Genomic DNA, 13,038 nt, shown 5'->3' on the forward strand with positions numbered 1-13,038 from the left:
TCTAACTTTTGAATGGCGTTTCATCTCAAATTAATATTATTTACGAACTTTTCTAAAACTTACTCTGATTTTTCTTGCTAACTTTTCATCCGTCAACGCTTTTTTAGTATTTGAAAGCAACATAACTCTTGATTCAGTGGAGTCCATAATATATTTTCTCTCCCACTGGTCTTGATCTGGACCATCGCCAATGATGCGAATGTAAGACAACAGACTTTTAATCATCTCTTTTGTCAATGTTAGGTTGGTATAGCCATCGTTTTCATAAAAATCATACCATGTATCACTTGGATTTTCTTTCAGTATTTGAATTAGTTGATGGATTTCTTCTAACGCATCGAAAACTTTTACAAATACAAAAACCATTTCTTCCCGATCAATCATCTGATAAGCGTCTAACAAACGGAGCAGTGCTTTTAATGTTTTGCATTGAACGGCTACTGAGAGGTAAATATCATTAAAAAAGCGAGCATTTTCCGGATTTTTATCCTGAAGGGATAATGTAATCTGCTGGCATCTCAGCAATAGATTCTCCCAGGCTACTATCTTTTCTCCTATCATAGAGAAAATTTCTGTGACTTGCTCCTTGATTTTCCGATCACCCATCAACCATTCTAACCTCGGAATTTTTGTTTCTTGCTTGAGCCAGGATTGAATAATTTTTCGAATCAAATAACAGGCAAACTCATCCCCAGCGGTTTGATCCTCATGTGTTCCATAGCGGATAACCGCTTCAAAGTAAGCTTCATAGACAGCTTGGATCTCTTCTTGCTGATTTTGATAGTATTGTGTTACATGCTCTAAAATTATCTCTTGATTGGTTCGTAACTGATAATCTGCTCGCCAGAAATTCGCTATTTCTTGTAAGAACAAAATATGCGGTTTTATGTTACCTGTATTAACTAAGACAAACTTATCCATCTTGACTTCTCTAACCGCCATTAACTCTCTAGAAACAAATTCTGGGCTATTAGGCAAGATCGTCAAGAAATTAGATGCTTGTAAATCATGAAAGGCAACGTGATAATAGATTCCTCTTGATTGATTTGGTTTTGGTGTGTTTGTTAACACCTCATCTCGTGGATCGTGATTCCCTTGTCTACGAGAAACCATTTTGCCATAACCATTATCCGCCCAAATCTCAATCACATCATCTGGAAGCTCAAGTAAGTCAAGATTAAATAATTCCGTCATCTCCCCATAAATGTTCATCGAGCATACTGCATGAGGATCGACTTCTTTAACCATATGATATTGTAGATGGACGATTTCGTTGATCACTACTGCTTTTTCCGCTGCAGACCACTGTCGATCAAGATCTTCTGACCAAAAAGGACAATCCCCTTGTCCACGAAAACCGAGTGTGTAAATAACCTTGGTACCTTTTTGCTCGTGTAAGGCTTTTTTCCATAATTCCTGAAACAACACAAAATGTTCCTCGTATGAAGCCTTCAAACTGGGATACCTTCTAGCAAACATCTCAGCGCCTAGTGGCTCGGCATGATGATGTGTATAGATCAACCCCATCGCTTGCGCACTTTCTCGATGTCTATGACTGTTCTTATCTGTTCCAGGGATGATGACATTTCCGCCTAAACGTAACAATGTTTCATAAATACGTTCCCATACATATTCATTTGAACCATTATCTTCCCATTGATCCAGCAGCAACTCATCATTAACGAACCAGCCCCGATAGTCCGTTGCAAAATCAGGCAATGTTAAGTCAAAACCTGTCCATTCAATAAATGGCTTTTTTATTGGGGGAATCTCCATGAAATACCAAAAGGGTTGAACACCTAAAATTTTATGAGAGATTTCAAGAACCCCATACATTAATCCTAACGGTGTTTCAGCACACACTTTTACTTTATCTGGCGATACGAAAAGTATATGAAAAGCATCCGTTTCATTTTTTTCATCAAGTAAAACCAATTCAATTTTATTTGCCTTCCTCGTGTCTGTCACAACGGTTAAAATGTCACGTTGCAAGATCTCGCAAGCATGTCCAATCACTTCATTTTCCAACTGTTTTGACGTAACAGAAGTATTTTTAGAAATGAAAAATGTTGTTTCCATGTAATCACCCGTTTCATCTATATAGTTTATTATTTTATCTTCAATAAAGAACTTTCTACTATGTTGTAAAAGGCAATCGAATTGCTTATCAGCCATAAATCTCTCGTCACTATTTTCTGCAAAGGTATTTTCAAATGGTCTAAACGTTTTGTTAACTTTTTACTTTGATACCGCTCATAAATTTAGAATAAGCGAAAAGCTTGTCTAAAAAAATGGAGAAAGTCGATGAAAAAAACGAAAAAACAGACTTTCTTTGTTTTTTTTGATTTTTCCCCGTCTTCCTTTAACTAAGGTTTTATCTTGTCGTTGTAGAACATGATCTTCCATGCCTATTCAGCTTGTCGTGTTTAATCATATGTACAGCAAACAAGCCCACACTCATAAGAGCATGGGCTTAGTGAGATCATCGTCAATTCTAAATCTTCAATTAAAATCTGGCTTTTATCAATTCAGATTTCAATTGCTGAATAATGAAGACAATTTCTTATTTTTCTTCAATTACATATACTTCTCAACTTCATCAATTTCTTTTTGTAGTGCTTTTTCATCGTACTTTTCATACTTACCGGCTTCGTGTGCGATCTTTTTGATTTCGTGAATCGCTTTTTTCTCAACGATCCATTTCTTCATACTATGTTTTTTTGCGTCAGCATCTAGTGTGTCTAATTCAGCTAAATTCTCATCTAACTTATCAAGAACCTCGGCAATCTTTACCAATGCTTTTGCTTCCTTTTCTTCATAGTTTGTCATAGATATCACTCCTTAAGTATTTGATATATTTATCTTACTGCTGTAATTAAATATTTTCAAATTAAATGTACTGTTTATCACAAAGTTTTATCTGATTCTCACTGAAGAAACAGAAAACATTAGATTCTTGCAATATTCTACTCATTTTATACTTATTTTTATCCTTAATGATTTATCATAAGAAAAGTATCGATTATATAAAAAGATAATTTAGTGAATTAGCAAACATTCGGTGTATCTTTTCTGATAAAGTCATTTAGCTTTTTTACTTTCTTATGGTTGCAGCAAAATTTTCCCGACACTTTTTCCAGATTCTAAATAATCATGGGCAGCTTTTCCGTCAGCTAAGGAAAAAATGGTTGGTTGACTGATTTTCATTTGATCCTTGCTAAAGTAAGTAAACAGTCGGGTGCTTCTTCTCTCCCGCTCTTGAAAACTTGTCAAGTAATCCCACAGATCCCCTGTCAAAATACTTTTTGATTTTGATAACAAGGGAATAAAGTCGATCGCTGGCGGATTTCCGCCGGCCATGCCAAAAAAGATAACCTTCCCTCTATTTTTGAGCAAGTCGACACTTTCGGCTAATGTATGCCCAATGCCATCATAAACGGTATCAAAGAAAGAAATATAGGTTTCTTGCCATTCTGTATTTCTTAAAAAGACATGTTTTGCTCCTTGGTCTAAAGCCAGTTGTCGCTTTTCTTCCGTAGAAGTGACGCCATAAACTTCTAGACCATCTGCGGTTAATAGTTGCGATAAAATTTGTCCGACACCACCACTTATCCCATGGACGAAGACCTTACTATTATTCACATTATTGCCAAGATCATGAGCTAAAAAATCAGCTGTCAACCCTTGCAGACCAATACTGGCTGCTAATTTAGGTGGTATACCAGATGGAATACGGATGGCATTTTCCTCAGGAACAGCCACCAATTCTGCGTTGGCAAAAGGAACATCCACAAAAAGAATCGTTTCCCCTAGCTGAAATTTGGAGACTGATGTTCCTTTTTGAACAATCTTCCCTACTCCTTCATAGCCATTGATAAAAGGGTCTCGGGATTCAATATGATAGCTGCCCTTTCTTCGATAAATATCTGCATAATTCAACCCAATATACATCATTTCTATCATTAGCTCATTTTCTTGAATGACGGGATCAGGCAATTCACCATAAGTTAACACATCTGAATCGCCAAATTCTTTAAAGTACAATGCCTTCATGCACAAAACATCTCCTATCTTTTGCCAATCAAAATCGTGTGATTTTCTTTATGAAACCAAAGCTCTATCACTTAGCCAACTATCATTAGATTGAAATCATATAAAAATAAATAATTTAAGTTCTTTTGGTCATTTTTTACTATAAAAAAAGCACCTTCTCACGAAGATACTTTCATTCTATTCTTCTAGATGAGATTCGTCAAAGTAGATTATTCGTTCAGATCCTCCTTATCAATTCCAGTTATGTCTAACCCACCTTATTCCTAGATAAATCAACTACTTTTGTGTAAAACAGGATTATAACAAAGCTGACTATTACTAAGAGAAAGAAGTGAGGATTTGAAGCCATCATCTTTTAAGTCTGATAAATCCTCAGAAGTAGTTCATTACATCGGAACCAAACTGACTATCCATGGTTTTTAGAGGATATCAGGAAAGAGATGGCGTAAGTCGCCCGGCGATCAATCAATTTTATCATATAAATAATTATCCCCACTCGAAAAAAATTAAGCCACATCGCTTCTACTTGTTAAAGGCCTCTTTGCCTTAATTCGTCGTTCAACCACTTAAATCCATCATGGATGATTTGCGCATGATCAAAAGCAAAAAGAGATTCCCAGTTCTCCGTAGAGGATCGTTCTTTTGACGTAACATATTGATAGAGTACTTTGTCCTTATCAACCCTATACCAAAAAGCCTCAGAAGCATCATCTCCTGCATAAAGAGTCTTCATCTGCTGTAGAACAGTTATATAAACAGCAGAAATAGTCCATCCACGGGAATCCCGATTTTTATCTCCATATACACCTAATAAAGAAACTTCCTGCACTTCCACGCCCGTTTCTTCCTTTAACTCTCTGATGGCAGCCTTAATGATATTTTCTCCTTCGTTAACGAAGCCACCTGGCAAAGCGAACCTTCCTTTGAAAGGATGATTTTTTCTTTTGACAAGTAAAATGTATACTGCATCCGACGTGACATTGAATATCAAATTGTCAACAGTAAATGCTGGTTTTGGATATTGTGGTAATTCCTGCTTCTTATACCAGCTTAACCACTCTTCTTCGTTCATTTCCTCTTCTGATACTTTATTTGCCATGTGATTGTCTCCTTTTGCTTTGAGTTATCCGAAAGATTTAGCGTTTTGATAGATAGGCTTTTTGCTTAAATCAAAGATTGACATAACGCCTTTATAAATTTCAAAGACTCGTAAAACATTTCGGTCTTCTACAGAGGGGTATATTTTTGCCATGTAAGGATTTTTCTCAAAAATTTCATCTAAATAGGTAGAGCCTATTTCATTTACTCTCCCTTGTAAGGTAATAGAAAACGATTCCATTGATGTTTCTCCTTCTATACCTGTGATGGAAACGACCGGGTTCATTTTGAGCTGTTTATAAAACGGCTTGGATATTGCAGTCAAAAAATACAGCTTCGTTTCTTTTACCAACATAATATCGATTACTCTGGTGACCGGATTTCCGTTTTCGTCTACTGTGGCGAAAACGGTAGAATGAATCTCATTTTTTAAATAATTCAAATAATCTTCTGTCTTCATTTTTGAATGGTCCATGAATGCGCTCCTATCTAAAATTATCGATTTCTCTGATCGTTTCAACTATATTTCCTTGTAGAATAATCGTTTTATCCATGAGTTCATCTGGTATGCGTTGTGCTTGTTGGTTACAGACGATATAGGTCGACTGATTCGTTGCCCTCGTCATTTCTTGGAATGGATATTTTATAATGGAAGGCGTGTTGTTACCAATACCGATCTCCCAAAAAACGATTTTAGTACCTAAATAATTTTCTAGAAATTCTTTGTATCGGTTAGCTGCGCTTTCCCAACCATCATCTTGTACAAAAAATTGATCTATCCGTAAATTGACCCGCATCGGTTGTCCACATTTGGGGCAATATGGTATGAGGTGCTTGGGAATTTTGAACTGATTCTGCTGATGGACCATTTGCATAATCAATGATTCATTCTCGTACGTCTTGTTATGGCAGGCACGTGAACATTGAAATAACCCATAATCACCTTGTGTATAAAATAATCGTCTCTTATCAAAGCCCGTCTTTTGGAACTGATGATCTACATTAGTAGTAATGACAAAGTAATTTTTTTCTTCTACCAAAGATAGAAGCTCTTTATATAGCGGCAAAGCCTCAGGCTGATATCGATTATGAAAAACATGTTTACTCCAATAACCCCAATACGTCTCTAATGAATCGAAGGGATAAAATCCGGCAGAATACATATCGGTTAAATGATAATAATCAATATAGTCTCTGAAATATTTTTTGAACCGTTCACCAGAATAGGTTAACCCGGCAGCAGCAGAAAGGCCTGATCCAGCACCGATAACGATTGCCTCTGCTTCAGTTATCTTTTGATAAACTTTCTGATAATTGTTGTAGTTTTTCATGGTACAACTCCTTATCAATGTCTTTAAACACATTGAAAATAATTTTTATAGGTGAATGAACACGCGTTACATATTCTTGCGTTGTTTTGATAGCGATCTCTGTAGCTAACTCATTGGGAAAACGAAATTCTCCTGTTGAGATACAACAAAAAGCGACGCTCTTCAATTGATACTCTTCGCAAAGCAACAAGACGCGACGATAACAGTCAGCCAATAAGGATACGTGTTCTTTAGTTACGGTATCTTTTATGATTGGCCCAACAGTATGTATCACTTTTTTGGCAGGCAAGTTATAGCCGTCGGTGATTTTTGCATAGCCGGTTTCTTCCAAATGCCCTTGTGCGTCCATGATTTCTTTGCATGCTAGTCTTAATTGAATACCTGCTGCAGAGTGGATCGCATTGTCGATGCACCTGTGTAATGGAACAAAACATCCTAGTAGCTGTGCGTTTGCAGCGTTTACGATGGCGTCCACTTCCAACCTCGTGATATCTCCTTGCCAGAGATAAAGGTTTTTTGTATACTGTTGCGCATCGTTTAGTGAAAAAATCTGATTTTCAGCTCTTTCTTCTAAAAGAAATTGATTTTGAATGTCAATAAAGTCCTTATGAATAGGTCGCGCTTCTCTTATATTTAATAAGCATCGCAATAAATCATTTTGTTCTTTCGGATCATCCGAGCTAGCATCTACTATTTTACTTAAGTGACTGTTTTCCTCTAATAAATAGTTAATCAGCCATTTCCTCTTTTCGCTATGGTTCATCGTCAACACCTTCTTTATAAAAATTTCCCGATTATTTTCGATAATCGGGAAATAGCAAGACTAATTTAACAACTCTTTGATTGCTTCTACGCGACTCGTCAAAGGCTTACCCAAAGCTTGTTCAAAGTCACTAGATGTCACATCTAATTGATTATTTTTAATATCATGTTGGAAAGACAAGAACATTTCTGCAACAGGTTGTGGTAAACCGCCTGCTGTCAAACTATCTACAAAGGTTTGATCATCAGATGAAACTACTTCGATTTCCTTCCTTGTTGCTTCTTTTAAAGCTGCTGCTAATTCAGCATAAGTAATAGGGCTGCCCGATAATTCAAGGATTTCAGGGTATTCTGTTCCTGCTAGTGCTTTTGCAGCAACCTCAGCATATTCGCGCTTCAAAGCCCAGCCGGTTTTGCCTTCTTTAGCTGCGTAAACGAATTTCCCACTAGCTAAAGCACCGCCAATAATCGGCATTTCATTTTCTAAATACCAGTTATTACGTAAAAATGTATGCGCAATTCCCGCTTCTTTGATTTGTTTTTCAGTAAAGATGTGATCAGCAGCTAATGCACTTGTTGAGTGATCTGCATCAGCAAAACTTGTATAAGCAATATACTGAACACCAGCGTCTTTGGCTGCCTTAACCACATTAGCATGTTCTTCTTGACGATTGCCTGGTGCGCCAGACACAAAAAGCAAGCGGTCAATGCCGTCAAAAGCGTTACTCAACGAATTGATGTCAGAATAATCCCCTACTCTTACATTGTAGCCTTTCTCTTTTAGTGTAGCTGCTTTTTCTTCAGATCGTACCAAAGCATAGATCTGATCTTTAGAAACTAAATCTTTCAAGAATTCAAGTGCATATCCTCCAAAACCACCAGTAGCTCCTGTTACTAAATATGTCATATAAAACACTCCTTTTTAGTTCGTACATTCAGCTGTACAATTATAAGATACACCTATATAATAAATAGTATGTTAAGATAAGTCAAGAAGAAAATCTAAAAAGGACTGAATTCACTTGAAATATTCTATTCAACTCAGTGATGCAATTCATATTATGTGTTATATCGTCATCTATAAAGATACTAATATGCTCTCAAGTGAGATGATTGCTCAAAGTGTAGAAACTAATGCTGCAAATGTCAGAAAAATAATGGCAAACTTAAAAAAATCTGGACTGATCCGAACAACTACTGGGAAACCAAAGCCCTATTTAGCAAAGGACCCCAAAGATATTAGTCTACTTGATATATATAAAAGTATTCATGGAAACACAAATCTCATTCAAGTCGATCCTAAAACGAATCCAGACTGCATTGTTGGTGCAAATATACAAGAAGTACTGGATGGTGCGTATAATGAATTGCAAGTAACTGTCGAAGAAAAAATGGCGAAAATCAATCTGTTCTCTCTATTAACAAGTATTGCAAGTTTAGAGGAAAGCAAACGACCGGAAAACAAATCTTTTCTTGAGCCATTTTTATAAAACCAAAAAACCCATTGAGATACTGACATCTCAGTGGGCTTTTTCGTTACAAATGAAATTGATTTACGTCTTCACATCTTTCGACACCACTCATAAGAAATAGCGTTGTCATTCACTTGCTTTTTCTGCAGCTCTGACTATTGCTCATAGAGACAGTGTATGCACAAGAGCAAATATTTCTTTCTTATCGACCAAACGACTAAATTCTTTCACTACTCGACTGCCTAAATTCACTGTGGCACCAGTAACTGCCTACTTCATTTCCGTTCCTCTTTTCTTTTACTCGTGGATGTAAAACAGCTTGATCTATCGGCCTGCTACTTAGATCAACTACAGAAACATTTCATTCTTAAAGTTCAAATACCCGTAAAACATGTTTGTTTCCCTCTGATGATCGATGTCATTTCAATACGGATTTTGCATCCAAAAATTTAGTTACTCTCTGAATTTTCCATTGACGATATTTGAGTGAGCTGGCGTCGATTGCTCACCCTTCATTTAATTATCGAATCATACGGAGGGCTATCAATTTGATAGTAGAACGGTTTGGTGATCGCCGTCAAGAAATAAAGCTTCTTCTCTTTTTCTAGCGTGCTTTCTTGATGATCATTTAAAAGTGGCATCTCAATTTAGTTTTTTGATAGTGTTTCAGGAGAGAAGTAATTAATACGCTGCTATTTCTTTATCTCTGTTAATAGCCGAGACTTTTTTTTGAGCTACTTCTCTTATACATTTGTATCATACTCAAAACTTTATCACACTGCTAAGATAGGTCACTCAACCCATTTTTTTTTTTCAATAGCAGCTTGAAAAGAATTTTCTTCATCGCTAAATATTCCAGAGTTGAACGATTGGATAATCTGCTTTTCTTTAAATGCTTTCCTCTATGGATTCATTCATTTTTATGTAATGGTATGAAAAAAGCACCTCCTTATGAGATGCTCTTTCATACGCTGACAACTAAAAATTCTCAAGCAAGAGATTTTTTTCTTGTCCTTTTATTCAACAGTGACAATCCGTATAACTGTTTAAATTTTATAAACGGTTAAATCACTTTTTTCTAACACAAGAAAAGATTGCTTTATTAGACTTTTCAAATTGAAACGAGTTACTTCTTCGGTTCATCCTCATCCATCTTAAGAACTGCCATGAAGGCTTCTTGCGGTACTTCGACAGAGCCGATTTGTTTCATCCGCTTCTTCCCTTCTTTTTGTTTCTCTAGGAGTTTGCGTTTTCGAGAAACGTCACCGCCGTAACACTTCGCCAATACGTTTTTACGCAAGGCTTTAATGTCTGAACGGGCAACGATTTTTTGTCCGATGGCTGCTTGGATCGGTACTTCAAATTGTTGTCGTGGGATCAGTTTCTTCAGTTTTTCAACGATGGCTTTGCCTCGTTCATAAGCAAAGTCACGGTGAACGATAAAGCTCAATGCATCGACTTTTTCAGTGTTCAGCAAGATGTCCATCTTCACTAGCTTGCTAGTGCGGTAACCAGACATTTCGTAATCGAGTGATGCATACCCTTTCGTGCTGGATTTCAATTTATCAAAGAAATCAAAGACGATTTCCGATAATGGGATCTCATAAACGACGTTTACTCGATAATCATCCAAGTAATCCATCGTGACAAAGTCTCCCCGTTTGCGTTGGGACAATTCCATTACAGCACCGACGTAATCATTAGGAACCATGATTTGTGCTTTTACGTATGGTTCTTGTACATTGTCGATCGTGACTGGTTCAGGAAATTCTGCTGGGTTATCAACGACGACCATTGAGCCATCTGTCTTGTTGACATGATAGATTACGGATGGTGCAGTCGTAATCAGCTCAAGGTTAAATTCACGTTCTAGCCGTTCTTGCACGACATCCATGTGTAATAGGCCTAAGAAGCCGCATCGGAACCCAAATCCTAACGCTTGAGAGGTTTCTGGCTCAAATTGCAATGCTGCATCATTCAGTTGTAATTTTTCCAATGCTTCTCGAAGGTCGTTGTAGCGTGAGGTATCGATTGGGTACAATCCGCAATAAACCATTGGATTCATTTGGCGGTAGCCTTCCAATGCTTCGGCTGCTGGATTGTTGGCTAAAGTCACCGTATCTCCGACTTGCGTATCTTTAACAGTCTTGATGGCAGCAGTGATATACCCAACATCGCCCACCATCAACGCATCTCGTTGAATAGCTTTGGGTGAAAAGACACCGACTTCCGTGACGTCAAAGGTCTTGCCATTGCTCATCATTTTGATTTTATCTCCAGGTTTGACCATCCCGTCCATAATGCGGACGTTTAAGACCACCCCACGATAGGAATCGTACACGGAGTCAAAGATCAACGCTTTTAACGGTGCTTCAATATCACCTGCTGGAGCTGGGACATACTCAACGATTTGTTCCAAAATGTCTTCGATCCCAATACCTGCTTTGGCACTAGCTAAAACAGCTTCACTGGCATCGATACCTATAACATCTTCGATCTCTGTTCGTACTCGCTCAGGATCGGCAGCTGGCAAGTCTATTTTGTTAATAACTGGTAGGATCTCTAAATCATTGTCTAACGCCAAGTAGACGTTTGCCAATGTCTGTGCTTCGATCCCTTGAGCCGCATCAACGACGAGTACGGCGCCTTCACAAGCGGCCAAACTGCGGGAAACTTCATAGGTGAAATCGACGTGCCCTGGGGTGTCGATCAAATGGAAGATGTAGGTTTCTCCATCTTTGGCGGTATAGTTAAGTTCCACAGCATTTAATTTGATCGTGATTCCTCGTTCACGTTCAAGATCCATGGAGTCTAATAATTGGTTTTGCATTTCCCGAGACGTCACCGTATGGGTTTGTTCCAAAATACGGTCCGCCAGTGTTGATTTCCCATGGTCGATATGGGCGATAATGGAGAAATTACGAATCTTCTCCTGTCGTTTTTTCATTTCTTCTATGTTCATGGATACGTTCCTCATTTCTTTTAGTCAGCTTTTCTATTATACCAACGAAACGCCAATAGTTAAAGTATTTTTCTTAACCGTTATTTAGACATATTCATTCAGGTTTTGCTATACTAGAGCTAGCAAATAAATTGGAGTTGAAAGAATGGACAATAATTTTCATCAAAATCTACATATTCGAGCGGTGGATGAAAAAGACGTTGATCAGTTCAACGAACTGTTAAGCTACGTTTTTCAGATCACTGAATCGGATATTGAAGAAAGCGGCTATGAGAGCAAACGGGAAATGATTAAATCTAAGCGCCCGATCTTAGAGCTTTCCAAGGTCTTTGGCTGGTTCAATGAAGACAAGTTGATCTCGCAAATCGCCGTTTATCCTTGTGAAGTCAATATACACGGCAAATTAATCAAAATGGGCGGAGTGACCGGTGTTGGGACCTACCCTGAATATGCCGGACATGGCCTGATGAAAGACTTGATCAAGCTTGCCTTAGAAACCATGCGGGAAGATCAGCAATGGATCTCCTACCTTTATCCATACAATGTGCCCTACTATCGTCGCAAAGGCTGGGAGATCATGTCCGACAAGCTGACCTTCAAAATTCGTGATACCCAGCTTCCGAAAACCAAAGAAGTCCCTGGGATCGTAGAGCGCAAAGAAGTGGATGACCCTGATGTTTTTACTGTCTACAACCAATTCTCCCGCGACAACCATGGCGCCTTGCAGCGGACCTCTTTTCACTGGGAAGAGTATTGGCGCTATGAAAATGAAGAAGAGCGCACCGCGGCTGTCTATTACAATGCCAGTGGTCATCCGACTGGTGTACTTTTTTATTGGGTAGCCGAAGAAGTCTTCCATGTAAAGGAAATGTTCTACTTAGATCAAGAAGCCCGCAATGGTCTTTGGAATTTTATCTCTGCTCATTTCTCAATGGTCTATTGGGTCAAAGGAGACATTTATTCAAATGAACCCCTGTCCTTCTACCTGGATGATAGCCAAATCAAAGAAACCATTGAGCCTTATTACATGGCGCGGATCGTCGATGTTGAACAGTTTTTGAAAAACTTCCCATTTGAAGCCTTTCAAACACCCTTTCACTTTGTTGTTTCTGACCCAGTTGCCGATTGGAACAACGGAATCTTCGGTGTCCAATACAATCACGGGGAGATCGTGGTTTCAAGAGAAGCCATCGGAAAAGCTGTCCAGCTGGATATTCAGACATTGTCTTGTCTGTTGATGAATTACCGCCGTCCAGCTTACTTAGAGCGTGTGGAACGGCTAAATACCGATTCAGAAACACTGGCATTACTAGAATCGATCATCCCTGATATGGAAGCCTATTTCAGTGATTATTTCTAA

Annotated in this window: 11 protein-coding genes; 2 read left to right on the forward strand and 9 right to left on the reverse strand. The window is 38.1% G+C overall.

Annotation, left to right across the window (positions count from 1 at the left end):
- Positions 1 to 36: 36 nt before the first annotated feature.
- The 8 genes from IGJ01_RS08895 to IGJ01_RS08930 all read right to left on the reverse strand — a co-directional run bounded on the left by IGJ01_RS08895 (position 37) and on the right by IGJ01_RS08930 (position 8,151).
- Positions 37 to 2,079: a glycosyl hydrolase 115 family protein gene (locus IGJ01_RS08895; RefSeq protein ID WP_429969987.1), complete on the reverse strand. Its 2,043-nt coding sequence runs from the start codon at positions 2,077 to 2,079 to the stop codon at positions 37 to 39.
- Between the two features lie 498 nt (positions 2,080 to 2,577).
- Complete coding sequence (locus tag IGJ01_RS08900) at positions 2,578 to 2,829, reverse strand: hypothetical protein (protein WP_015509648.1); 252 nt, start codon at positions 2,827 to 2,829, stop codon at positions 2,578 to 2,580.
- Between the two features lie 273 nt (positions 2,830 to 3,102).
- On the reverse strand, positions 3,103 to 4,053 hold the full coding sequence (locus IGJ01_RS08905; RefSeq protein ID WP_218193063.1) for a zinc-binding dehydrogenase: 951 nt from the start codon (positions 4,051 to 4,053) through the stop codon (positions 3,103 to 3,105).
- Positions 4,054 to 4,582: 529 nt separating this feature from the next.
- On the reverse strand, positions 4,583 to 5,152 hold the full coding sequence (locus IGJ01_RS08910) for an NUDIX domain-containing protein (protein WP_430600973.1): 570 nt from the start codon (positions 5,150 to 5,152) through the stop codon (positions 4,583 to 4,585).
- A gap of 24 nt (positions 5,153 to 5,176) precedes the next feature.
- Positions 5,177 to 5,626 carry a pyridoxamine 5'-phosphate oxidase family protein gene (locus tag IGJ01_RS08915; RefSeq protein WP_429969845.1) on the reverse strand — a complete coding sequence of 150 codons (450 nt, stop codon included), beginning with the start codon at positions 5,624 to 5,626 and terminating at the stop codon, positions 5,177 to 5,179.
- A 10-nt stretch (positions 5,627 to 5,636) separates the two neighbouring features.
- Positions 5,637 to 6,482, reverse strand: a complete 846-nt coding sequence (locus IGJ01_RS08920) for an SIR2 family NAD-dependent protein deacylase (protein ID WP_244731704.1) — start codon at positions 6,480 to 6,482, stop codon at positions 5,637 to 5,639.
- Entirely contained in the window at positions 6,436 to 7,245 is an 810-nt protein-coding gene (locus IGJ01_RS08925) for a protein-ADP-ribose hydrolase (RefSeq protein WP_429969844.1), read from the reverse strand. The genes IGJ01_RS08920 and IGJ01_RS08925 overlap by 47 nt, the downstream gene beginning before the upstream one ends.
- Positions 7,246 to 7,305: 60 nt before the next feature.
- On the reverse strand, positions 7,306 to 8,151 hold the full coding sequence (locus IGJ01_RS08930; RefSeq protein WP_005235843.1) for an SDR family oxidoreductase: 846 nt from the start codon (positions 8,149 to 8,151) through the stop codon (positions 7,306 to 7,308).
- Between the two features lie 115 nt (positions 8,152 to 8,266).
- Between IGJ01_RS08930 and IGJ01_RS08935 the strand changes: the two genes are divergently transcribed.
- Positions 8,267 to 8,734: an Rrf2 family transcriptional regulator gene (locus IGJ01_RS08935; RefSeq protein WP_008380035.1), complete on the forward strand. Its 468-nt coding sequence runs from the start codon at positions 8,267 to 8,269 to the stop codon at positions 8,732 to 8,734.
- A gap of 1,108 nt (positions 8,735 to 9,842) precedes the next feature.
- Here IGJ01_RS08935 and lepA read toward each other — a convergent pair.
- Positions 9,843 to 11,678, reverse strand: a complete 1,836-nt coding sequence (lepA, locus tag IGJ01_RS08940; RefSeq protein WP_005235823.1) for a translation elongation factor 4 — start codon at positions 11,676 to 11,678, stop codon at positions 9,843 to 9,845.
- Between the two features lie 145 nt (positions 11,679 to 11,823).
- Here lepA and IGJ01_RS08945 point away from each other — a divergent pair, with 145 nt between their 5' ends.
- Positions 11,824 to 13,038, forward strand: a complete 1,215-nt coding sequence (locus IGJ01_RS08945; protein WP_301389866.1) for a GNAT family N-acetyltransferase — start codon at positions 11,824 to 11,826, stop codon at positions 13,036 to 13,038.

The organism is Enterococcus sp. AZ089 (assembly GCF_050547225.1).
Classification (GTDB): domain Bacteria; phylum Bacillota; class Bacilli; order Lactobacillales; family Enterococcaceae; genus Enterococcus_D; species Enterococcus_D entomosocium.

Excerpts from the sequence above, each read along its gene's own strand:
- IGJ01_RS08895 (WP_429969987.1), bottom strand. The coding sequence starts at position 2,079 with ATGGAAACAACATTTTTCATTTCTAAAAATACTTCTGTTACGTCAAAA.
- IGJ01_RS08900 (WP_015509648.1), bottom strand. The coding sequence starts at position 2,829 with ATGACAAACTATGAAGAAAAGGAAGCAAAAGCATTGGTAAAGATTGCC.
- IGJ01_RS08905 (WP_218193063.1), bottom strand. The coding sequence starts at position 4,053 with ATGAAGGCATTGTACTTTAAAGAATTTGGCGATTCAGATGTGTTAACT.
- IGJ01_RS08910 (WP_430600973.1), bottom strand. The coding sequence starts at position 5,152 with ATGGCAAATAAAGTATCAGAAGAGGAAATGAACGAAGAAGAGTGGTTA.
- IGJ01_RS08915 (WP_429969845.1), bottom strand. The coding sequence starts at position 5,626 with ATGGACCATTCAAAAATGAAGACAGAAGATTATTTGAATTATTTAAAA.
- IGJ01_RS08920 (WP_244731704.1), bottom strand. The coding sequence starts at position 6,482 with ATGAAAAACTACAACAATTATCAGAAAGTTTATCAAAAGATAACTGAA.
- IGJ01_RS08925 (WP_429969844.1), bottom strand. The coding sequence starts at position 7,245 with ATGAACCATAGCGAAAAGAGGAAATGGCTGATTAACTATTTATTAGAG.
- IGJ01_RS08930 (WP_005235843.1), bottom strand. The coding sequence starts at position 8,151 with ATGACATATTTAGTAACAGGAGCTACTGGTGGTTTTGGAGGATATGCA.
- lepA (WP_005235823.1), bottom strand. The coding sequence starts at position 11,678 with ATGAACATAGAAGAAATGAAAAAACGACAGGAGAAGATTCGTAATTTC.
- IGJ01_RS08945 (WP_301389866.1), top strand. The coding sequence starts at position 11,824 with ATGGACAATAATTTTCATCAAAATCTACATATTCGAGCGGTGGATGAA.